2 protein-coding genes (1 of these 2 cut by a window edge) are annotated in these 26,575 nt (G+C 55.0%); both read right to left on the bottom strand.

Translation table 11 applies throughout. The features are described 5' to 3' along the window. On the bottom strand, positions 1-6,119 hold the start of the coding sequence (locus YC6258_RS29800) for an SDR family NAD(P)-dependent oxidoreductase (protein ID WP_044617472.1). It extends 10,300 nt beyond the left edge of the window; 6,119 of the gene's 16,419 nt are visible here — the first part of the coding sequence; the start codon lies at positions 6,117-6,119; the stop codon falls past the left edge of the window. Further along, the gene (locus tag YC6258_RS29795; protein ID WP_044617471.1) at positions 6,116-26,575 is read right to left on the bottom strand and encodes an SDR family NAD(P)-dependent oxidoreductase; all 20,460 of its coding nucleotides are present in this window, start codon (positions 26,573-26,575) and stop codon (positions 6,116-6,118) included. The genes YC6258_RS29800 and YC6258_RS29795 overlap by 4 nt, the downstream gene beginning before the upstream one ends.

The raw sequence follows: 26,575 nt of genomic DNA, 5'->3' as shown, positions 1-26,575 counted from the left end.
GTCAGGCTTTCTGCCAGTGAACGCGGGTTATAGCCGGCATGCTCCAGCGCTCTCCAGCTTTCCTGCAGGACCAGACGCTGATGCGGATTCATGGACTCGGCATCACGCGGCGATAAATTGAAAAACAACGGATCAAAACAGGCCCGGTTTTCCAGCACCCCACCCCAGCGACAATAACTCTTGCCCGGTTCGCGCCCTGGAGCATAATCCTGTGCCGGCAGATACGACTCCGGCAACTCACTCACGCAGCTGCGCCGGGCCATCAGGTTATCCCAGAACTGATCAATATTTTCAGCGCCCGGAAACTGACCGGACATCCCCACGACCGCAATCGCAGCCGGGTTGGCAGCCTGAATCGCTGCTTTTTGATCCTGGTCAGCTGGCGTTGCTGTGGCCTGAATGATCGATGCCGATGCCTGACTTGCGGGCTTCGCAACGGCGGCTGAAGGCAGCTGATGATGTTTCGACAGATAGCGGCTTAACCGTTCAGTCGTGGTGTGATCAAAAATCAGCGTGGTATTGAGTCGGGTGTTGAGGCGTTCACTCAATTGATTGATGAAGTTAGCCCCGAGAATGGAATCCAGGCCGTAATCCGAAAACGGGATGGTGACATTAATGGCATCGGCGCTGAGACGCAGGGTCGTGGCAAGGCAGTCCAGTACCAGTTGACGCATGACGGCACCGGCATCCTCAACCGCAATGGTGGGAGCTGGCGTTTCCGGTACTGTTGCCGGCAACAGCGGCGCAGATTCCACCGCACCTTGCAGACGAATCACCCCATCGCTCTGTGCGGCAATGATCTGCTGTGCCAGCGATTGCGCTTCCGGGACCGGCATCAATACCGGCTCAAAGCCTTCACTGTCGAGCAACATACGCCAGGATTGCGGCGTCAGTCCGGGACTGCCGGGAATACGCAGGGCCTGATCCTGAGCCAGTGACCAGCCATCAATGAGACCGAAAATCAGAGTGGCAAAGACCGTTTTATCGGTCATCTCGTTGAGCAGCAGCAGACCGTTTTCCCGCAAGGCGGATTTGGCCTGTCGCAAGGTATTGCGCATGCTGCGGGTGGCATGCAGGACATTGGTGGCAATCACCAGATCGTAACCACCGGTATCGATGTTCTGGCCGGTTAATGGCTGCTCAATATTCAGACGCTGATACCGCAGGAACGGATATCGGTCACCATAGCGGGCCTGAGCCTGTTGCAGGAAAGAGTCCGACAGATCGGTATAACAGTATTCGGAAATGTGCGCCTGAAACCCGGCCAGTGCGGGCAGTAATACCGAGGTGGTACCACCGGTTCCGGCACCAATTTCCAGAATCCGGAAAGTGTTCTGCGGTTTCTGGCGCAGCTTGTTTTCGATCCAGGCAACGGCGGTTTCGGTCAGTACATCATTGAAATAACGGGAGATGGTGTTGTCTTTGTACAACGGCTCCATCCGCGCGGTGGAACCGCCGGGAAACAGAATATCCGTGATCAGCCGCTCACCTCTGAGCAGTGGCAGCAACTGCTGCGCGCAATCATCGACAATACTGACCAGACCGGCCAGATCCGGATCCTGCTGTAAGTGGGCTTTTTGCTGCCCCCATTGCTGCGCAATACGGTCGGCTTCGGAGAGTGTCAGTTTATCGGTCAGGCACACGCAGGTGTCGTCAGCCTGCAACTCGATGTAACCGCGCCGGCGCAGCTCCAGCAGCAGTTCATGCCACCAGATCTCGTATTTATCCAGCACTCCGGCCTGCTGCCTCAGCCCGATCAGCGATTCGGAATCACCACGAAGAACACCGGCCTGCCACAACCGTGTCAGGAACAGTCTGACGATCCATTCATTCAGCTCAGGTTCGCCGTCCGGCGACTTCGGCAAAGCTGTCTGGATCGATATCGCCGGCAAACCGGCAGGCTCTGAACGGGCTGGCAGCAGGATCGACTCATCCAGCCGGGTGTTCGCCAACTGTCCGGGTTGCCGGGTCCTGACGGTCGCCAGCTGACGGGTCGGCCGGGTCATCAGCACATCGAGCGCCGCCATCCCCTCAGCTGCGGTAATCGGCACTATGCCCTGACTCTGTTCAATCCGGTTTCTGAGGGCAGTGGAAATCCGGGCGCCACCACCGATGCTCCAAAATCCCCAATTCATCACTTTGCTGTCACAGGACCATTGCTGTCCCAAACGGGCGGCAAACGCATCCTTGAAGGTACAACCGGCAGCATAACTGCCCATGCCACGGCCCTTGCCAAAGGACGCCAGGGAGGAGAAAAACAGCACAAAATCCAATACTTCACCGGCAAATACCTGAGCGATGCGAACACAGACATCCACTTTGGCCGCCAGTACCGATTGAAACTGCGCTTCGTCCATCGCCGACAGGCTCTGGTCATAACTGCCGAGGGCACTGTGGACGATGCCGTGGATCGCGCCAAAACGACTTTTTATCTCCGCGCCGGCATGTTGCAACTCAGTGAGGTCAGTGGCATCCGCACGGATGTAAACCGGCGCATGACCCAGGGTTGCCAGTGCATCGATCCGGGACTGAATATCGGCATCCAGCGGCCTGCGGCCTATCCAGACCACACGGCCATTGCAGCGCTGAATCAGCTCGCGACTGAACACCTCCCCCAGCCCGCCGGCACCGCCAATCACGACATACACGCCCTGATCCCGATAGACCTCGGGCCGGTCAGAATTCTGCTCCACCACCGGTAACAGCTGCTGTTGCAGCCATTCCTGCCGGCGCCAGGCCCAGGCATCACCATCGGCCCGGGCCGGTAAACACCACAGCCCCTCAACGGCGGCCAGATCAGTGCCTTCCGGCAAATCCAGCAACCGCACCCGCCAGTTGGGATACTCCTTCGCCAGACAACCGCACAGGCCATGGATACCGGCGTGTACTGGATTCACAATTTCACCCGGCAGTACCTGCTGGGCCTGAAACGTCATCACCGTCAGCCCCAGCTCACGGCCGCCGGCGTCCAGGGCCTGCAAAGCCTTGATCAATCGGAACAGTGCCAGGATGCCCTGTTGCTGTTCATCGATGATGCGCTCTTCACCCAGGCTCTGAGGCGCGCCATCCGGCGCCAGCCAGACGATATGCTGGATAGGCAGTAAAGGTGACAGAGCGGTACTGATCTCAGCGACAGACGCCTGTCCGGTCTGCACCACATGACAATCAGGATAAGTTTTCCAAATCGCCTCATGCTGTGCTGCCGTACCACCCATGACAATCACGGCAGCATCTGCACCGGGCCAGGGTTCCGCCTGAAGTGGTGGTGAGATCACCTCCCAGACCGGCTGCAACAACCAGGTCTGCGGCGGTTTGTCAGTCTCAACTGAAGATAGTTCTACCCCCACGTTTGAGTGGGTGTCCCTTGAAAGACCATTTACGTGGGTGTCCACTGAAGCGTTTCTTAAAAGACCATTTACGTGGGTGTCCACTGAAGCATTTGAGTGGGTGTCCCTTAAAAGACCATTTACGTGGGTGTCCACTGAAACATTGGAGTGGGTGTCCCTTGAAAGACCATTTACGTGGGTGTCCACTGAAGCATTTGAGTGGGTGTCCCTTAAAAGATTATTTACGTGGGTGCCCACTGAAGCATTTGAGTGGGTGTCCCTTAAAAGACCATTTACGTGGGTGTCCACTGAAGTGTTGGAGTGGGTGTCCCTTAAAAGACCATTTACGTGGGTGTCCACTGAAACATTAGGGTGGGTGTCCCTTAAAGGGCTCTGCACGGCAGTTTCGCGTGCGCTGGCTGGAATCCAGTATTGATCGCGGGTAAATGGATAGGTCGGCAGTTCCAGCATGGTGAATGTTTGCTGTGGAAACAGCATGTCCCAGTATTGCCGTTGCCAATGTATCTCCAGGCCTTTGCTCCACAGCGACAGCAGTTTGGAGAATTTGCCATGGTCGAGCCACTTGCTCAGGGTTTCCTGAAAGTCCTCATCGGCGTTAAACAGGGCGACGGCCTCTTTGTCACGTTGTACCTGGCCGTGAAAAACACCTTCAAAATCATTCTCTGTACGCAGGAATCCATGGAGCTTGTCTGTGAGTTCGGCCACCGAGGTCACCATCAGTGCCAGCCGTTCGTTCATGGCCTCACGGCCCACCTGAAGGGTGTAGGCCAGTTGATGCAGATTCAGTTCTGCACGATTGATGTCCGCCAGGTAGGTAAGCAGATTACTGACTATCTGCTGTAATGCCTCTGGATGTCTGGCCGACAGCAGGATCAACGCGGGCCGTTGCTCATCGACCTGAGGGAGATTCGGAGTTACCGCCATAGCCGGATATTCAGATACCACGATATGAGCATTGGCTCCGCCGGCACCAAACGAGGAAATTCCGGCAATTCGTGGATATTCAATTTGTTGCCCGTCTTGCTGCACTGCCGGGCGAGCCCAGGGTTGCAGGGTTGTCTGCACCACGAATGGGGAATCATCCAGGTCAATGTTGGGGTTTAATGTCTGCGCATGCAGACTCGGAACCAGCTGCTGATGGCGCAGTTGCAGGATCACTTTGATCAATCCGGCCACGCCGGCCGCCGCTTCCAGATGACCGATGTTGCTTTTGGCAGACCCCAACGCGCAAAAACCGATATCGTCGGTGTGCTGCCGAAAGGCTTGGGTCAAACCGGAAACTTCAATCGGGTCGCCCAGTTCGGTACCGGTACCATGGGCTTCAATATAGCTGACGGCCCTGGCCGGAATTCCGGCTTTTTCAAGGGCACGGTGTATCAACGCAGCCTGGGCTTTGGGATTGGGGACGGAGTAACCACTGGTGCGGCCACCATGGTTGACCTGGCTGGCACGGATCACCGCATGCACCGGATCATGATCAGCCAGTGCCTGCGGCAGTTGTTTGAGCAGCACCACTCCGACGCCCTCGCCGGGCACATAGCCGTTGCCACCAGCACCAAAACTTCGGCATTTGCCATCGGTGGAGAGCATGCGCAGCGCCGACATATCCACATAAGTCTGGGGATGCAGATACAGGTTTACCCCACCGGCGATGGCCATGACACATTCGCCACGAATGATGCTTTCACAGGCCTCGTGAATGGCGGTCAGGGATGAGGAACACATGGTATCGATGGGCATGCTGGGTCCGTTCAGGTCCAGCGCATAGGACACCCGATTGGCGATTGAGCCGAACGATGTCCGGGGGGCCAGGTTTTCGCCCAGGCGTTGCAGGGTTTCGGCATAAAGGGAATACCCGGTTTTGGTCACCCCGGCATACACACCGACATTATGCTGACAACAGTCGGCCAGCCGTTGGCGGCTGTATCCGGCCTGCTCCAGTACCGTCCAGGATGCCTGTAAAAATAGTCGCTCCTGCGGGTCCATGTTGATGGCTTCCTGCGGGGAGATGTTAAAAAATAAGGGGTCAAATTCAGCAAACCCTTCGAGGAATCCTCCCCACTTGCCATAGCTTTTCTGAGCGGCAACCGCGGCGTGTGGGTCCGCCTCATAAAAACCGGCTACCGGCCAGCGCACAGCGGGAATCTCAGCAATACAATCCTGACCGTTTTTCAGCACCTGCCAGTAGGCCTCCAGTGACGATGCCAGGGGAAACTGCCCATGCACGCCAATAATCGCAATATCGGTCGGTCTGGCAGATTGAAGCGGTGTTTGAACCGCCGACTGTGTGCCCGACGGCTGTGATGGAGAATCATCGTTTCCGGATGCTGTCGTCGCGAAACGGCTGTGTCCGGTCGAGGCATGCTCATGCATGGAAGTCAGTGTCAGCGGTGCTGCTTCGGGGTGATCGGTGGCCGCGCTTTGAATCGCCTGGTCGACAGCAATATGACCAACCCAGTTCAAACATTGCCGACGATATTCAGACAACAGATACTGACTCAGTTCGTTCACTGTCTGATATTCAAATAACAGGGTTTTGGGCAGTCGGTCGAAATGATGCCGTAATAACTGATTCATCCGTGTGATGGCCATCGAATCGATACCGTAATGTTCCAGCCGGACATCGGGCTCAATCCGTTCAACGGACAAACCCGTTACCTGACTCAATACCTGCCGCAACCGATGGATTGTTTTTTCCTGCAACCGCTGATTATCTGTGTCCGTCAACGCCACGTTGTTGTTGACCTGATGGTTATTTGAATAATTATTCATGATTCCTCGCTGACCAGAACACTTTCCAAGACTGAACGCTCTCCATCCAACACCAGCATGTGTGACTGATTCAGATTCAGAATGCGGTAAAACGCCTGTAACCCTTCGTCTGTTTTCATGGCTTTCATGCCGCTGTCCTGTAGCAGGTCGGCACTGATACGCATGCCCCCCTCCTGCCATAATGACCAGCTGATCGAACAGGTTTTTCCATGCCGCGCACCGCTGGCGTGCAGTTGATTGCGGTAATCCGCATAGGCATCCATGAAGGCATTGGCCGCGGCGTAATCTGACTGACCACTGTTACCCATCACACCGGACAAAGATGAAAAAAGGACAAAGAAATCGAGCGGCAGATGCTGGCTTGCCAGATCCAGATTCACCAGACCGGCAACTTTGGGGGCCAGAACCGCTGCAAACTCCGGCGATTGTTTTTTCAGAATATAGTTATCATGGATCAGACCGGCGCCATGAAGGATGCCGTTCAGTTGACCATAACGCTCAACGATATCGGCAATCAGGTGCTCCACGGCCTGTCGATCCACCACATCACAGGAGCGATACTCGGCTTTAATACCGGCGGCGGTAATCTCATCCAACAGTTGCTGACATTCTGCATCCAGACCGCGGCGACCGGTCAGAATCAGACGGGCATGACGGGTTCTGGCAGCAATTTCCCGGGCGAAGATTGCGCCCAATCCACCGGCACCGCCGGTAATCAGATAGACGCCATTGTCACGCCAGGGAATATGCGCAACCATGGATGGCTGTTCACGCAACACCGCACCCAGGCGCTGGTCATCGTGGTAACGGATATGGCCGCTTCCTCCGGCATTGCGGTGATCGATCACAATCTGTGTTAACGGCTCGCTGCTCTGATCCACCGGCCATTCAATCAGCTGGCCAATCAGATGAGGATTTTCCAGTTCAGCGGTTTTCAACAATCCGGCCAGGCCCCTGAGAACGACCTGTTCCGCCGTCGACGGTATCAGGATCTGAAGCAACTGCTGACCATGAGGCCGGGCCATCAGAATCGATTTGATGTGTTCAAACACCTGCACCGCACAGGCACTGAAACGGCTGCCCATATCACCCTGCTGCGGCAGACTCAGGCTATGACATTCGGCCTGTGGCAGTTGCTCACGGATCGGTTTAACAATGGTATCGTCCATGGCCGCCACCAGAATGACATGTCGTGACCAGACGACCGGTGACGCCGGTTCGGCCAACGGTGTCGGCTGCCAGCAGGGCTGACACATCATCAATGTGCTGGCACCGTTGGGTACTGACGAGGGGCGTTGTTCCAGACTCTGCAATCCCTGCAAACGCACACAGACATGGCCATGATCGTCGCAGAAATCCAGGTCAACGAGTGCAGGGTTGTCGGCCTGTAACCGGACCAGCACCCAGGAGATCTGGAGATCAGTGGTCATCAACGACAGCGATTGCAGTCGATGAATCTGATCAGCGCGTTTACCCAACAGTTGCAGTGCGGACTCAGCGACCGTTGGCGGAAATAAAAATGCTGAAGACTCACGGGTTGCAGCCAGTTTGAGCAACACCGTCGTAGCGGCATCATGCGCTCCGGAAACGGCATCGCCATAACATGCCTCGATGGACGCAGGCATCAATGCCGTGGGAACCGCCGCCAGGCGGGTGCGCAAGCCTTCGATATCCACCGGTGTCGCATTCAGCCCGGTATGGGTTTCGATTTCGCCCTGGCAATACACCGTGCGCGAGCCGGTCTCGCCGGTCACGCCATACGTTTCAAACGCTATCCCCTTGCCTTTCAGCACCATGCCAGTGTGCAGGGAAACGGGCTGTTGCAGCGATACCGGATCGGACCAGGCCAGTTGCCGTACCGTTAACGGATACGATCCAGCATCCGCCATGGCATGACGAGCCGCCAGAATGGCTATTTGCACATGCAGCAGGGCCGGTACCGCCTGAGTATCCACAGCGTCCAGACCCATGGCCTGCAAAGTCTCCATCGACAGCTCGGAACGGTATCGCTGCTCGCTGAAATCAGAGATGTTTTCCTGCAGTAAGGAATGCCGCAGACGGGTTGTTTCGGATCCGGCCGGTGTCAGCATGGGATGATCCAGCCAGTAGGATTCGGCGGCAAACGGATACGTCGGCAATGCCAGACGAGCGGGCAGTCGCTGTTGATATAACTGCGACCAGTCCGGTTCGGCCCCCTGAATCCAATAACCCAGCACTGTCTCCAGCGCCGGGCGGTCATGACGATCCTGCCACAGGGTTTGCAGAGCACTGTCGTTCTGCATGGCGCGCACGGTTTCTTTATTGGCACTGACCCGTCCCCGCAGCACATGGGTCTCATCACCTTTCAGCCAGGCGGTTAAACGGGCGATGACATCAGCCACGGAGTCGGCCACAAAGGCCAGTCGTTGTTCCATCGCCTCGCGTCCACTTTGCAGTGTCCAGGCCAGATCATGCAGCTCGACCGGTTGCGAAGTCAGGTGACTCAGCAGTGCCTCTGCTCTTGCCCTCAAAGCGGTTTCGGTTCTGGCCGACAACAACAATATGGCCGGTTGACGGATATCCCGTGACTCGCTCTCTGACGGAATATATTCCTCCACAATGACATGGGCATTAGCACCCCCGGCACCAAAGGACGAGACTCCGGCCATGCGGGTACCCGAGGCCCCGGGATGCCAGTCCGACAACGACTGTTGCAGATAAAAAGGTGTCTTGCTCAGGGAAATATTCGGGTTCAGCGTGCTGGCATGCAGGCTGGGCACTAATTTGCCGTGCTGAAGCTGCAGGATGACTTTACTCAGACCGGCAATGCCGGCCGCAGCTTCGAGGTGACCGATATTGGATTTCACCGATCCCAGGGCACAGAAACCGGTGTCACAAGTGTCCTGTGAAAACGCCAGAGTCAGGCCGGTGACCTCAATAGGATCACCCAGTTCGGTGCCGGTACCATGGGCTTCGATATAACTGATATCACTGGCCTTGAGGCCGGCTTTATCCAGCGCCGCGCGAATCAGACTGGTCTGGGCGTTGGGATTGGGTACGGTGTAACCATTGGTTTTGCCATCATGGTTCACATGCGTACTGCGAATCAGCGCCCGGATGTTATCGCCATCGGCCTGTGCCGCTGACAAGGGTTTTAACAGCACCGCGCCAACGCCTTCCCCTGGTACAAAACCATTGGCTCCGGCGGCAAAACTCTTACAGCTGCCGTCACGGGATAACATGCCACTGGCACTGAGTTCCACATAAGCCGATGGATGCAGAAACAGATTCACACCCCCGGCGATGGCGAGCCGGCAACTGCCATGGCGCAGGTGTTCACAGGCTTCGTGCACCGCGGTCAGGGAGGAGGAACACATGGTGTCTATGGGCAGACTGGGGCCATGAATGTTCAGAAAATAGGAAAGCCGGTTGGCCATGGAACTGAACGAGGTGCGCGGGTAAAACGGCACCCCCTGGCGACGCAGTTCGGGACCGTAGAGGTCAAAGCCGGTACGGGTAACACCGACAAACACCCCGACCTGACCGGCATAATGTTCAGCCAGCATTGCGCGGGTATGGGCAGCATCTTCCAGCACCGCCCAGGCGGTTTGCAGAAACAACCGTTCCTGCGGATCCATGGCCAACGCGTCATGAGGAGACAGGTTGAAAAACAGCGGATCAAACTCGTCGAAGCCACCCACAAAGCTGCCGGACCGGCAATAGCTTTTACCCTGCTCCACCGCCAGCTGCGGATCCGGCTGATAAACATCCTGCCATGACCAGCGTCTGGCAGGAATGTCCGTCACACAGTTTTTGCCTTGCTGCAGGTTATCCCAGAACTGCGACAGATCTTCAGCATCGGCATAGCGTCCGCTGATACCGATCACGGCAATGGGTTCTGCCAGGCCGGGCGCGGGTGCAGGCGCAGGTGTGGGTGCAGGCGCAGGCGCAGGCGCGGACAGAGATGCGTCATCGGTTGCCGTTATGCGCAATGCTGCCGGTTTGTCGGTGTGATGCCCCAATACCTTGCGCAGTTGTTGCGCTTCATGGGTCACAAAGTAATCCGCCAGCTCGGCGATGGTCTTCTTCTCAAATAACAAGGTACTGCGGATGTCTCCGAATTGTTCCCGCAGTCTGGCGTTAATCTGGTTGATCAGGATCGAGTCGATGCCATAACTCTGCATAGGCTCTTCTGCATCCAGCTCGGAAACCGGCATTTTCAACACCTTTGACAGCAGCTGCTTGAGGTAACCGACGGTTGCCGGTTGCAGATCTGCAACCGGGCTGACCGGCAGCGACTGAACGAGCGGCTGCCGGACCGCCACTACGATCTGTTGCCCCAGGGTATGCGCCTGATGCTGGGGAAACTGCACTCCGCCGAAGCCGGCTTTGTCCAGCGCTGTCGCCCAGCCTTCCGGAGTCAACGCCGGCGAACCGGGTATCCGCACGCTGGTATCCTCAGCGCACCACCAGCCCTCCAATAACCCAAAGGTGACGTGTCCCCACAAGGTCCGGTTGCTGAGTTCGTTCAACAGCAGTTGGCCGTCATTGCGCAACGTGGCTTTGACATTCAGCAGGGTCTGATGAATGTTCGCGGTGGCGTGCAGCACGTTGGCGGCAATGACAAAATCAAAATGCTGAGCGGGAATCTGCTGGTCTGCCAGCGCCTGCCCGGCATCGAATAATGCGGTCCGTAGAAATGGATGTTCGGGCTGATAATGGCTTTGCGCATGGAGCAGAAATGACCGCGACAGATCGGTGTAGAGATATTCTGCAATGGCCCCATGAAGCGGCTTCAAAACCTTCAGGACCATAGCCGTGGTACCACCGGTACCGGCACCCACTTCGAGAATGCGGAAGGTGGCATCTGGATCGGCGGCCAGACGGCTGCTGATCGCCTGATACAGGGTGTCGGCCAGAATGCGATTGAACAGATCCGCCACCCGATTCCCCTGATAGAGGGTTTTCACCCGCTCCATGGAACCATCGGGAAACATGACATCGGTGGCGCGTATCTGGCCGGACAAAATATCCGGCAGTGCCTTGAGGCAATCCGCAATCAGAGCACCATAGGGTTGCTTGTCCGCCGCAAATCCGGCCTGTGCCTGCTGCCACTGCGACCAGAGTGTCTCGATATCGGCAACGGCCGTCGCCGCTGCGGCAACCTGCAGGCCCGTGGCGGTTTGCTGCAACAAACCCTGAGCGGTCAAAAATGTCAGAGTTGCCTGCATCCAGGGCAGATATTGTCTGCTCACGCCTGGAAAATGTGCAGGATGCAACCGATCGGTTAGCAGATAGCCGTGATCCGTCAGCAGCCGAAACAGAATATTGGCGATCAGGGTATTTTGCTGTTGATGATAATGGTGTTCCTCAGGCTGTATGGCTGCCAGTTGATAATCATCGGCTCCCGGCTGCGCCTGCCCGGTGTTGCTGTCAGCCACCGTCACCACCGGTAATTCCAGATAATTCTGTGCCTGGGCACTGGCAACCTGCACCAGCGCCAGTTGCGACAATGAGCTGCCAAGCAGCTGCGGCAGTCTGGCCAGGGCGGTGTCAGGCTGAATCGGTGCGATGCCTTTACGCTGCTGCTGCGTCTGATACTCAGACGACACCCGCAACCCCGATCCGACCTTCCAGTAACCCCAGTTCACCGCTTTTACCGGTCGCTGATATCGGGCTTCCAGGGTTTGGGCACAGGCATCGGCAAACAGACATCCAGCCGCATAACCGGCAAATCCGCCACCTTTTTCAAAGCTGGCCATAGAGGAAAAGATCAGCACGAAATCCAGCGTATCCAGCCGCCCGGATTGTTCAAACTCAGCCAGCGCAGCGTCGATATTCAGCAGAATATCCACCTTGGTACGCAGTACCGTACGGAACTGTTCCGTACTCATTTCAGCCAGTGAGCGGTCAAACTGGTCGACCGCCGAGTGGATGATGCCGTGAACGGCTCCAAAGCGCTGGTACACTGTATTTAACAGGGTCATCAGTACTTCAGCGGAAGTTGCATCCCCTTGCAGGTAGACCGGTGTCGGCCCGAATTCGGCCAGCGCCTGTAATCGCGCCTGCAATGCCTGATCGAGGGGGCGGCGGCCGATCCAGACCACCTGCGCCTGCCAGTGCTGCTGCATCCAGCGGGTCCATTGTTCACCAATACCACCGCTGCCACCGATCACCACATAGATGCCACCCTGGCGATAACCGGACGATGATGCCACTTCCGGCACCGGCGTCAGTACCTGCTGATACCATTGCCGGTCCCGATATCCCCAGGCCCGGCCGGACTCGCCACGAACCGCCAGTAATTCTGCAACCGGCCAGTAACAATCATCGGCCAAATCAGCAACCTGAACCTGCCAGCGGGGATATTCTTTGGCGAGCACACCGGCCAGACCATGCAACGCGGCCTGATCCGGATAAACAATGTCACCGTGGCACACTGGTTGCGCCTGAGTGGTCACAATGCTCCACCGTAGCGGCTGGTCACCATATCCCAGAGCCAGCATGGCTTTAACGATATTGAACAACTGACAGACAGTGGCATGCGAAGGCTGTCCGTCGGATATCTGCGGAAGATGGATCAGCAGATGCTGAATCGGCTGACAATCCCATAGCACGGTCTGCAAGGTATCGGGCTCAAGGATGGCGGCCACATCCACCCAGTCACTGACCGTGACAGTGTCAGCAACCATATATGTTACCCAGTCGGGTGCAATCACCGTAACGTGCTGATCGGTATCAGCACCAGCCGTCGCTGACGGTACGGCTTGCCAGACCGGGGTCAGTGCCAGCAGGTCAGCGTCGTTGTCCTGGTCGGCCGAAACCGGATCAACACGATGTGCCGCACCTGGAATTTGCGCCTTGTTCAGGGCCCAGAAACGCTGCCGGGCAAACGGATAACCTGGCAGGTTGAGGCGACGGGGCCGGTTGTCCTCATACAGTTGCGACCAGTCGACGGTCTGTCCGGCCAGCCACCAATTCAGCAAGGGCTCATAGTTTCCATGGCGGGCCTGGGTGATTGCCCCGGACATGTCCTGATCGCTCGCCGTCTGGCCACTGAATCGGTAATGTCCGGCAACCGGCATGCGATCTTCCAACACACAATCCAGTGTTTTCAGCAACTCGTCGATGGAGTTCACGACGATGCCAAGACGATCCTTCATGCCATTGCGACCCGTTTGTAAGGTATACGCCAGATCACACAAGGCAATATCGGTTCGGTCAGTCAGCCAGTCTTTCAAACACCTGACGGATGCCAGCAGGCGTTCACGATTCATGGCAGATAACGGCACCAGCACCGGCACATTGCCAGCATTCCGAGTATCGGACTGCGCATGCGCAACATATTCTTCCAATACTAAGTGAGCATTCACCCCTCCGAATCCAAACGAACTGACCGCTGCGCGGCGCGGCAGCACATTTCCCTGCCCATCGGTGACATTCGGCCAGTGTTGGGTCTGCCGGACCACAAAAAACGGGCTGTCGCTCAGTTCGATGTAGGGGTTCTGTTCTTCACTGTGCAGACTCTTCAGCAAGCGCTGATGCTTGAATTGCAACAGGACTTTAATGACACCGGCCGCTCCGGAGGCCAGTTCCAGGTGGCCGATATTGGATTTAACCGAACCCAGCCCGCAGTAAGGTGTCTGCATAGCGGCGTTCATGCCATCGAGTTCTGCACAACGTTCCGCAAAGGCGGTCTTCAGGGCATTCACCTCGACCGGATCACCCAGTGCGGTTCCGGTGCCATGAGCTTCGACATAACTGATATGGCGGGGATCGATATTGCCCCGACGATAGACATCCAGCAGCAGATCAGCCTGTGCCCGGGTATTCGGCGCGGTCAGTGAATTGGCCCGGCCGCCGTGGTTTTCACCGCTGGCAAGAATGACACCATAGATGGGGTCACCGTCACGTTCGGCGTCTGCCAATGCTTTCATCACCACGATGGCAACGCCTTCAGACCGGACATAACCATTGGCGTGCCGGGAAAAGGTTTTACAACGACCATCGGGACTCAGCGCTCCTGCCTTACTCAGGCTGACCTGAATATCTGCACTGATCAGAGTGTTGACACCACCACTGACTGCCAGCGTACAACGACCTTCACGAATGGCATTGGCAGCCCGGTGAATGGCGACCAGAGATGAAGAACAGGCGGTATCAATGGGCTCACTGGGACCGTGCAGATCCAGCAGGTAGCTCAACCGGTTGGGCCCCATACTGGGTGAGCTGGCCACGGCGGTATACCCCTCGACCGCTCTGCCCTGTTGAGCGGCCAGGGCGTTGTAACCACTGTTACAGGTACCGACGAACACCCCTGTCTGACTGCCTGCCAGACTGGATGGCGCATAACCGGCATCCTCTATCGCCAGCCAGGCATGGGTCATGAGCAGCCGTTGCTGAGGATCCATGACTTCGGCTTCGGCCGGGGAAATATCAAAGAACAGCGGATCAAACGCATCGATGCCATCCAGGAATCCGCCCCATTTGATGCTGTCGTCATGTTCACCCGAACGCCAGTCCCATCGATGCAACGGCGCTTCACTGATGCAGTCTTTTTCCGCCTCAAGGTTGTGCCACCAGGCAGCAATGTTGTCGGCTTCGGGAAACTCGCCACTGATGCCAATGATGGCCACGGATGTGACCGGCTGGGTTGTATATGTCCGCTGATCAGCCGGGGTCTGTGCGGTCACGAGCGTGTGGTCGTGCGGTGTCTCATGAGTACCGTTTTCCGTTGCTATCTCAGCAAACACCGACGGGTGCTGCTTCAGCAGATACTGGGAGACACTGGCAATGGTGCTGTATTCAAAGAACACTGCAGGGGTCAGAGTCAGCCCGAACCGTTGATTCAACTGCACCGACAGTTCCGTCAACGTGATGGAATCAAAGCCCATCTGACTGAAGGTCGCGGTGTCGGTGATGTCCTCCGGCTGCAACGCCATCAGTTGCATGACCACTTGTGTCAGCGACTGCTGTAATGATGCTGTCCGATTGATGGATGGTTGTGGTGTATGGGCCTTCGACGGCCGGGGACCGGCATCAATTCGTTCACCGGAGTGAATAATCACTTCCGGCGCAGCACACGCCAGCGCCCGATAAAATCCTTCGATCCCCTGCTGGTCAGTCAATGGTGCCCGGGAGTGGACGGAATTCTGTGCCAGCCAGCGGGCCATGGCATCAGTGACCTGCATACCACCGTTACGCCAGAGCGGCCAGACTATCGCCAGGGTCTGGCCGTGGCGCTGACCCATCCGCTGCAGCTGACTACGATAGCGGGCATAGTCATTCATAAAGGCATTGGCACAGGCATAATCCGCCAGTCCAACATCGCCATAGACCGAGGCCACAGAGGAAAACAGCACCATAAAATCCAGATCCAGCGCCTGGGTGGCCTGATCCAGGTTGACCGTACCGGACACTTTAGTCGCCAGAACGGTTTTAAATTCACTGCCGGACTTGCGGCTGATGGCATTGACGCGCACGACACCTGCGGCATGAATGATACCGTTCAAATGACCATAACTGCGGGTAATGTGCTCAATCAAGGCGACCACTGCCGGGTACTGGCTGATATCCAGCTGCTGATATTCCACCTGTGCACCCAGTCCGCGAACATGCTCGATGGCAGCCTGTTGTTCGGGGGTCAAATCAGAACGGCCGACCAGAATGATCGTGGCCTGATTGCAGTAAGTGGCAATTTCACGGGCAAACGTCAAACCCAGTCCGCCAGCGCCACCGCTGATAAGATAGACACCGCCAGCCCGCCAGGGCATGACTTTATCCGCGATTGGTCGTTGGGTGAGTTCACGAACCTGACGTTCACCCTGGTCATAACGAATGAACTGATCATCCGGCCGGCTACGGTTCTGACGGATTTTTTGATTCAGAGTCACCGGCGTTTCCGCAGCGGATACCAGAATCAGCTGAGCCTGTAACCGGCTGTATTCCTGCGCCGCTGACGTTAATAGCGCCCCCAGTCCGGTAAACAGGGAATCACTGACGATCACCTGGATGAGTACTGTTCCGGGTAAACTCTCCCGCATGGTGTTATTGATATATTCAAATAACGCCACGGCGGCAGCTTCAAACGTCTGATCCGGTGCTGACATCCGGCCATCCAGAGTCTGGACGGAGTATTCCGGGCCAGACATTTGTGCGGCCAGCCCCATCAAGGCATCACCGAGTAAAAACACCTCATGTCTGACCAACGGTTCGTCGGTCGCAGAAATGTCCTGCACCGGCGACGCCCGCCAGACCGGTTCCAGCAAGGCAATGGGTTCAGAATTCGGTAACGGCGACGGTGCTACCGTCTTTGACGCCAGTTTCCCATCCAGCCAGTAACGTTGTCTTGCAAACGGGTAAACCGGCAGATGAATCCGTCGGCCAGCAATATGCTGATATAGCGATGCCCAGTGGATGGACAATCCGCTCACCCACAACCGCAGGACTTTGGCTATTCGCTGTTGCTGCACCCAACGGACCAACGTGTGTTGAAATTCCGGATCTTCATTGAGGATCGGCAGACAGACATCTTCCTGCCCGATATGACCACGGTACACACCTTCGGTCGTCTCCGGCTGTTGCAGATACGATTGCAGCCGGGTCTGTAAAGTCTCTTTTGAGTCCGCCACCAGCGCCAGCCGTTCGGCCATGGCATCGCGACCGGTTTGCAGGGTCACGGCGATGTCCACCAGTTTCACCTCTGCCAGTGAGCCATTCTGCAAGGCACTGCTGAGGTTTTGCACCATGGCCGTCAACTGCTCATCGGTGCGCGCCGACAGCACAATGACCTGACTCAGCAAACGGTCTGTCTCACCTGGCCGTCCGGTGGTGGGTGTCACCGCTGACCGGTACTCGTCGATGACCACATGGGCATTGGTGCCGCTGAAACCAAAAGCACTGACGGCGGCGCGGCGCGGAACATTGCCGTTCACCTGCCATTCTCTGGCTTCCCGGTTGATGTAAAACGGTGAGTGGTCGAGATTGATATGTTCGTTAAGCGTTTCAAAATGGGCCACTGGCGGAATGCAACGATGCTTCAGTGCCAGCAGCGTTTTAAGCACACTCGCAACCCCGGCGGCCATCAGCGTATGACCGATATTACTTTTGACGGAGCCGAGTGCGCAGTAACTCTGTTTCTGTGTGTGGGCCTGAAAGGTCCGTTGCAGTCCTTCCACCTCAATGGGATCACCCAGGCGGGTGGCCGTGCCATGGGTTTCAACCAGCTGAATGCTTTCCGGATGAATGGCAAAACGCTGGTACACCTGTTGTTGCAGGCGGATCTGGGCATCTCTGTTTGGCGCGGTTATGCCGTTGGTTTTGCCATCCTGATTGGTACCCCAACCACGAATCACACCGTGTATCGCATCACCATCGGCTTCGGCATCCGCCAGCCGTTTTAATAACAACGTGCCAACACCCTCTGCCGGAACAAACCCATCGGCCCGCTCATCAAATGTGAAGCAGCGCCCGTGTCTGGACAGCATATTGGCCTTACTGGTCATGATATGCATGAGCGGACCGGACAGTACCGAAACCCCTCCGGCCAGCGCCAGATCGCATTGACCGCTAACCAGACTGTCACAGGCCGATACGATGGCAACCAGTGATGAGGAACAGGCAGTGTTCAGCGCCAGACTCGGCCCCTGAAGATTGAGCAGATAAGAGATCCGGGCGGCCAGAATCGCCGGTTCATTACCGGCAAATGACTGTGCATTAACCGCGTCGATGGCCAGTCCATGAGCATAATCACCGGCACCTGCTCCGACATACACGCCACAGTTGCTGCCCGACAGCGCCGATGGCGCGTACCCGGCATCTTCGATGGCTGCCCAGCACGATTCCAGAAACAAGCGCTGCTGCGGGTCCATTAATTGCGCTTCGCGGCGCGAAATATTGAAAAACAGCGGATCAAATTTGTCCGCGTCATCCAGCGCGCCCATCCAGCGACTATAAGTTTTACCGGGGACAGAGGCATCCGGATGGTAGTACTCCGTCAGCGACCAGCGCCACGCCGGTACTTCGGAAATACAGTCGTGACCGGCCACCAGATGTTCCCAGAACAGCTCCAACGAAGGCGATTGAGGAAACTGCCCGGCCATACCGATCACCGCAATGGCAGTACTTTCGGGTTTGCCCGGGGTTCGTGCCGACGGTGGCGATACCGGCTCAGATCGGACCACTGCTGTGGCGGCAACATCCTGGGTAACGTTCATGGCCGCAGCGGGAGGAACGGGCGCGGCTTCTGTGTGGGCATTCTGTTGCTCAACAAACCGACTGAATAAACGCAGAGTTGGATGACTGTAAAGTTCCGCGGCACCGAAGTTCTGTGCAAAATGCTGATTGATGCGTCGGATAAAGGTTACGCCGGTAATAGAATCCAGTCCCAGATCAATAAACGGGGTGTCTTCATCAATCCGATCCGGATTCAGATGCAGTTCTTCGGCCAGGGTGTGTTTTAAAAATGTCAGCGTCTGATGATCATCGACCATGGCCGTTGGAGCGGGTGTGGTGGCTACTGTGGTAACCACTATGGCCGACTGATCATGACTCAGAAACGCAGCAAACGCCCGCAAAGTCGGATGGGTATACAGTTCGGCCGCACCGAGCGCAGTAGAGAAATGCGCATTGATGGTTCGAATCCAGGTGACCCCGGTGATGGAATCCAGCCCGAGATCAATAAACGGGGTATTGTCATCCATACGCTCAGGATTGAGATGCAGCTCATCAGCCAGTGTCCGGCGCAGGAATGCCAGTATGTCGTCGGCATCGGTGTCCATTTGAGGTAAAGGCGGATTCGTCGCCGGTTGCCGTGGTTGCTCCGCCAATACCAGCGAGGTGAAGTCAGTAAGATTGGCGGCACTGTACAAACTCGCAGCTGTCAGCGACAAGCCATAGCGGCTGTTCACCTGCCGTATAAAGGTTACTCCGGTAATCGAATCCAGCCCCAGATCAATAAAGGGGGTATGGTCTTCAATACGCGATACCTGCAAATGCAGCTCATCCGCCAGCATGGACTTCAACGCCTCGTGAACCTGCCGTCGCTGCTCGTGATGGTCGATGACCGGTGCAGCAACAGGCACATCCGATACCTTGGTGGGAATACCCTGATTGAAATGCTGCAATACCCGTTGTCGCACTTCGTCATTGCCGACAAAGGTTTTTTCATGCATGGCCAGCTCAAGGGCGTAATTTTCATCCAGCCGGCTGCGCAGAGCGGCAACCCGCCCGGCTTTGTCAGATACCAGCCCATCGCGGTCAGACGTTTGCGCCAATCGTGCTGCCGTGACCAGTGCAGCAGTCAGAACGTTATGGCGCGGCAGTACCGTGTGCAGGAGACCCGGACGCGCCAGATCCTGACCTTTGTAATATCTCGCGGTAAACAATATTTCCCGCGCCATGTCATAGCCAAAACGACTTGGAAAAATCAGTGTCGCACCGGCCCCAGGGGTAAACCCGTATTGCATGTACGGACTGAAATAGACACTTTCCTCGCTGTAGAACATGGCATCGCAAAACAGACCAAGTACCCAGCCAGGTCCGATACCATGCCCCTGCATGGCGGCGATGACAGGAACATCGCATTCCAGTGCCAGACTGAAAATCGTGTCATCGGTAAAACGGGCATCACCCTGCTGAATCGCCAACAGGGTCTCCTGAGTACCACCACTGGCAAAGTAATGATCGTATCCGGTGAGCACGACAACCTTGTACTGCTGATTGTGTTGAATATGCCGAAAGACTTCACAGATACCATCTATAAATGCAGCCGAAAATGTGTTGCGGCTATCACGGTCATGTAAAACAACCTGTAACACGCCGTTGTCATAGGCCTCGGCACTCACCACTTCGGTTGACAGCGGAATTTTCCGTCCGGAACCCATTGCCTGCCGTTCGGCTTCAACACGGTGCCAGGACTCAGTCGCCGACACAGTGTTTGTACTCAGCCTGTCAGTAGCCCTGACCGGAGATCTGCTGAAGGGGATGGGTGATTGCAACAGCGCATCAGCACAGGCTCGCAGGTGTCTGCTCATATGTTGTTTGAGTGCCACGAGTGCCGCACGGGTGGATTTGGCCAGATCACGGGCCAACGTAACCGCACTGTTCAGAACATCGGTCTGCTCCACCACAGGCATCTGCAATCCAAGTTCCTGAAGTGCCTGCCCTGTCAACCCGGCGTCGGTAAACAGCAACTGATCAGCCGGGTACTCGCCAAAACGTTCAGCAAAAAACTGCCATTCCTGTTGTGACAGAGGTTTTTCCTGCGGCTGCGGGGAATACTGATAACGTTGCTCACGGGCGGCGATCATAAAATCGCACAAACAGGCCAGCAGCCACCCTGCCCCTCTCGCGCCACCTTCCACTGCCGCAATGACCGGCAATTCACACGCCATAACCAGGTCGCTGAATCCCGCCGGGATAGCAGCCGGGGTTTGCACATCGGCGCTGAAAAAAGGTTGTTGCCCTGCGCTCAGAATAACGACTTTAACGTCAGGACTGGCCTGCGCCTTGTGCAGCTGCGCCCGCAACTCAGCCATCATTGGTGCGGTTAAGACACTTTCTTTTGCCGTCAGTTGCAGGATACCCGGTTCGATCAATTGCGCTTGCAACAACGACACGCTTTTGCCCTGCGCCCCAAATGTGGACAACGGCATCAATGTTCGCCGACCCGACATCGAGGCACTTTGTTCGGCAACGATCTCGTTTGTGACCGCTTCCGTAAGCGCTTTTGTGACAAGTGTGTCGACGTGTTTTTGCGCCGGCAGCCAATAGCGTTCGCGCTCAAACGGATAAGTCGGCAATCCGGCAAAACGATATGGCTGATCATCATAAAGTGATCGCCAGCTTACCGTCTGCCCCAGAACCCAGGCCTGTGCCACCACTTCGGAATTGTGTGTCGGTTTCAGAGCCGTGGCATTTGATCCGGCCTGTACCACACCGGTATAAATTGAGTTCCCCGTCTTTCCGGCCAGATACTGCTGCAGCCCCGAGATCAGTTCTGCGGCCGTGGCGGCCGATATAGCCAGACGATGACTCATCGCTTCCCGGCCGACCTGTAAGGTGTAAGCCAGACTGACGAGTTCGTATTCATCCACCGGGGCTCTGGCACTTAAAAACTGTTGCAACTGACGGGCGGAGGCTTGTAACTGAGATTCATTTTTGGCCGACAACACAAACACGTACTGGCCGTCATCCACCACGGTTCTGGCAACCACCCGGGGCGTTATATCGACATACTCCTGCACCACCATATGAACATTGGTTCCGCTGAACCCGAATGAACTCAGTGCGGCCAGCCGTAGTTCTCCTTCCGGTGCATTCCAATCCTGTAGACGGGTATTGATATAAAACGGGCTGTGTTCAAAATCGATGTGCTGGTTAGGGCTGACAAAGTTCCGATTCGGCGCAATTTTGCCATGCTGCAAAGACAACAGGACTTTCAGTAGCGCACTGACGCCAGACGCATGAACACAGTGACCAATATTGCTTTTCACCGCACCCAGAGCGCAATAACGGACGTTATCCGTGGATACGCGAAACGCATCGGTCAACGCTTTGACTTCTATCGGGTCACCCAGGCGGGTTCCGGTACCATGAGATTCGATATAGCTGATGGCCGCCGGATCGATGCCGTACTGATCCCATGTCTGACGGATCAAGTCAGTTTGCGAACGCCCACTGGGCGCGGTTATGCCGTTGGTTTTGCCATCCTGATTGATCGAAGAACCTTTTATAACCGCATAAATATGATCACGATCCTGCCGGGCATTCTGCAAGCGTTTGAGAATAACAACCCCAACAGCTTCGCCGGGCACAAAGCCATCGGCACGATCATCAAACACTTTGCAGGCACCGTCTTCCGAGAGCATGCCGGCCTTACTGCACAGAATATGAAATTGCGCGGTGGTATGAATGGACACGCCACCGGCAATCACCAGATCAGACTCACCACTACGAAGACTCGCACAGCCCATATGAACAGCACTCAGGGATGACGAAGAGGCGGTATCGATGGCAATCGCGGCGCCTTTAAGATTCATAAAATAGGCAATGCGTGCAGCGAGAATGGAGGCATCGTTACCCATAAAGGATGAGCCATCAATCGGCACACCGGACTGACGCAGATTCAATTGATAATCGCCGCTGTCAGCGCCGACAAAAACGCTCCATTTTTTTTGACCCGTACCACGATCGGCATAACCGGCATCTTCCAGCGCATGCCAGCTTTCTTCCAGAAACAGACGCTGCTGAGGATCCATCTGTTGCGCTTCTTTACCGGAAATACCAAAGAATGCGGCGTCAAAGCGATCAATTTCCTCAATAAAACCACCCCACTTCCCGTAGGTTTTATTTTCTTTAGTGCGATCCGGATCATAGTAGACCGAGACATCCCAACGATCCGCGGGTACTTCGGTAATACAGCTGCGCCCTTCTGCGAGCATGGTCCAGAATGCCTGAGGCGATCTGATGCCCGGAAAACGTCCGGACATACCGACTACGGCAATGTCATCAACCTTGCTGTCAATGACGGGGTTGACTGCCTGAGTTGTTACAGTGGTCCGGGCGGCGTTGGAAGAATTCGTGGTAACGTTCATGACCGATGGCTGCAAACGCGTCACCGCCTGCGGATACTCCTGGCAGATAAACTGACTCAAGTCCCTGACATTGGCATAATCAAACAGTGTCGTGGCCGGAAGTGTCACATCCAGGGATTTATTCAGCATAACAACCAAATTGATCCCGGCCATGGAATCAACCCCGTACTCAGAAAATGCCTTATTGACATCAATCTGCATATCCGGAGACGAGAGGCAACGCCGGACATGATCGAGTACCAGTGTTTCGGCAACGGATATGTCGCCAGCCGATTGGGTCGAATCTTCATCGGAAAGCAGCGTATCAGTATTCACCGATGCCGGATGCTGATGTTCTGAGTCCTGCCCTTCAATGCCGGCAATCAGCGCACCGGCCTGCTCCGCAACCTGCTGTATCCACAGTGAAGACAGCTGCCGTCCATCGGAGCTGGCACTGACCTTTGGAAGGATCTCTGGATCGGTAGCCGGCTCTGTCGCCATAAACTGCACGGCAGACAATTTTGATACCGGAAACTGATAATCCAGCTGATTGGCCGACTCAGTGGCCACCACCTCACACTGCTCTGCAATATCTGCCAGAAACTTCAAAGCAGGTGCATTTTTTTCCGTCTGCCGGGCGACAAACTGTATAGTGGAGCAATTCATCCGGCTGGCAACATCTGTCAATGCCGCCAACATCTGATATTCCACGCCACGGCCCAGTGCCCGACAACTCAGTAGAAAACCATCGGCCAGCAGACTGTTTTCCGTTACCTGTCGATATAGAATCAGGCCACATAAACCGTAATCACCAAAACGATCAGAGACCTGAAAACACAGACAACCATGACCCGCCTGATCGGCATAGCGCGATAAGTCAGCGGCTGATTTCGGTTGTTTATTGATATTGAATTGGTTGGTGCGATGGGTCAGCTGCGCAAATCTGGAGACATTGTCCGCGTCTATTGGAACCAGCGTCACCTGCAACTCCAGGCCATCAATGAACGATTTAAGGCTGTCAAAACCGGTGCGGAACTGCTCACGCTTGAATTGGTGCTGGTACAACGCGGTCCGCTGACGGTCCTCGGCGGTGACCTGATGATGATCAAATACCCAAACATGCTGTAAAAAAGTTTTAAGACCACCATCGGTATGATCTGCGGGTAACTGCAAGGTCATGACTTCCGGACAACTTTCACGGACTTCAGCACACTCCATCGGGCTATCATCGACAAAAATGAAACTGTTCAAAGCCAGGTTCAATGACTTTGACAGTTCTATCAGATTCTGCGACTTGGGCGACCAGTTGATCTGATGGACAACAAAATCATCCCACTGCAACACCATATCCTTGCGCTGCTCAAATACGTTGCGAACATCCGCTTCATTATTCTTACTGACCAGGCACAGCAACATCCCATTTTGTTTTTGCGCCAGCATAAAAGACTGAAGTGCCTGAAATTCAGCTGAAATCTCAATCCCCTCAACGCCCGCTTCACCCACCACACCGGACCATAAAGTATTGTCACAATCCAGCACGATGGTTTTGTACGGCGCCTGCTCACCGGCAACCAGATTTCGTACCAGGATAGCAGCGAGAGTTTTGAAGAACGGGTCCGTATAAGGAATATCGCCTAACTCCTGGCGAACCGGATCATGATAGTTCGTCAACGGATACAGTTCGGAATAATCCGAGACAGACACAACCCGGGCTACATGATTCAGCTGTGCTCGCAGACGCTGTTCCATCTGCTGACAGAATTCTGCCGGCAATTGCTCAAGGGCTGCCGGCGAGGGTGGGCAAAGCACCAGAAACAGCGGGACGTTAAAACGCGGGTGTTGATGCTGAATCAGCTCAGCCAGGGCATCCAGGTTACGTTCAATACCGTCAAGTACATTGTAAGGTTGAGGAGCATGCTGTATTTGAGGTCTGCGGGCATAGAGATTATAGAGACCGGATTCTTTCAACAGTTCTTCTTCAACGACTTCGATTTCATAACCCTTATCACACAGCAATTGTCTGATCTTCTGTGCGATATCACTATCGTCCTGATAATGGATCTCTACCACCAGTTGCCTTATTTTTTCCCAGTCCTGATCCTCAATGCCCTGCAGCACATCCCACTCGCATTTTTCTGCATCCAGCTTGATCAGACCGATTTTCTCTATTTCATATTCCCTGAAAAAACTGGACAAGGATCGCAACTGACACTGGTATGTTTCCTTGTGCAGCCGCTCCTTGACCAAGGCGTCCAGATGGGTTTGTAGCGCATCATTATCATCAAAGGTGTAACGACTGGTCAGTTCATTTTCCATCGCCTGGCGTAACGCCAGACCATCCTGCTCATCATCAGCATGAAAACCCGACCAGACAGAGGAAAGCGGATAAAACACAAACTCGGCTTCGCCATCCTGATTGGAAACACCAAACGGCAAAGCAACTGCATTGGGTATGTACAGCGCCAGATTTTTGTTCAGGACATCATAAGTCGCTGGGGAAGGTTCAAATGCGAATATCTGAACCTCCTTAAATTCGGAAGCTATAAATAAAGAAAACATACCGATATTCGCGCCAATATCGATAACCACTTCACCGCGCTCAACCGTTATCCCCTTTTTGAGATAAGTTTTTTCGACAAAAATTTCATTGTAAAGATAATGGCTTTCATAGCTGTTGAGATGGGCGATTTCCAGACCATTGGGAAGTGTCATCCGTAGACTGTCCACCAGTACGTTATCCCGTTCCTCGCGTGAGATGCCTGCATCCAGAGGCAGAGGGTTGTTATTTTCGGTGACAGACTGTTGGTGCTGATCATTCTCCTGAAAATCCTCCAACCGGGTGAGGATAAGGTTCGCACCTGAGGTATTCTGATAGATAAAACCGGAAGATTCGATCAACTGCTGGTATAACTGATTATACGGTGCAAAGGATATATTGACGGGCCATCCGAGTGAATCGGACCAATCAGATAAAGGCTCCTGAATCGGCTCTGCCGTAAAGGTTGACGTAATAAACCAATTTAACCCGGGTAAAGATGTCACATTGCCAGGACCCTTTTTCACAGTAATATCCTCATTCTGACTTGGACGGGAATAACGTCTCACGCATAAATCCTTCATCAGCACAGACACAACGCCTGACTCATCCATAATTCGTACATTAAACCGATAAATATCATCTGATGTGCCTGCCTCATGAGGTTCCACAACGACATAGCAGAGCGACGATGGTTTTTGAAAAAAAGATACTTCCGCGACGGAAAACGGAACAAACAGCGCAGGAGTCGTTCGGGATTCGTGTACAGTCAGTAAAACACACTGCACCGCGGCATCCAGAATGTCCGGCCGAACATGGATACCACTCTCATACTCACCGACATTTCGAAGAATTCTGCCGATGGATAAGTCTTCATGAAAACTGAATTGATCCAATGCACAGAATAAGTCTTTATAGTGAATGCCGATCTTTAAGAACATCTGATAGATATCATTTCGATGATAGAGTCTGGCTGCCGAACGATTAATGAGATGACCGGAAGTACCCAGAAATGCATCCAAAGGCATCTCGCGTGGTTCTGGCTCAGAATGTCTAAATTCAATAATGCCGCTTGCACACAACTGAGTCTCAGCACCCAGTAACTTTAAAAACTGGTATTCATACCCCAGTTCCTTTCTGTTGATCGACAAGTGCATACGGGCACAGCCATTATCCGCTCGCAAAGGCGCAAGCCAACTGGCGTTCGAAATGCCAAACGGATAAATCTCTTCCGTGCAAATGGCTAGATTACGTAGCTCAGAAACGAGCCTTTCAAAGTAGCCGACGGCAGGAAAAATAGCCTCTCCTTTCACCTGATGATTCATCAATAGAGGTGCGTTCTCGTCAAGCACAAACTCCATATTCAT

The sequence above is a fragment of the Gynuella sunshinyii YC6258 genome (assembly GCF_000940805.1).
Lineage (GTDB): Bacteria > Pseudomonadota > Gammaproteobacteria > Pseudomonadales > Natronospirillaceae > Gynuella > Gynuella sunshinyii.
The sequence above is the reverse complement of the archived record's forward strand: the minus strand, read 5'-3'. Positions and strand labels throughout refer to the sequence as shown.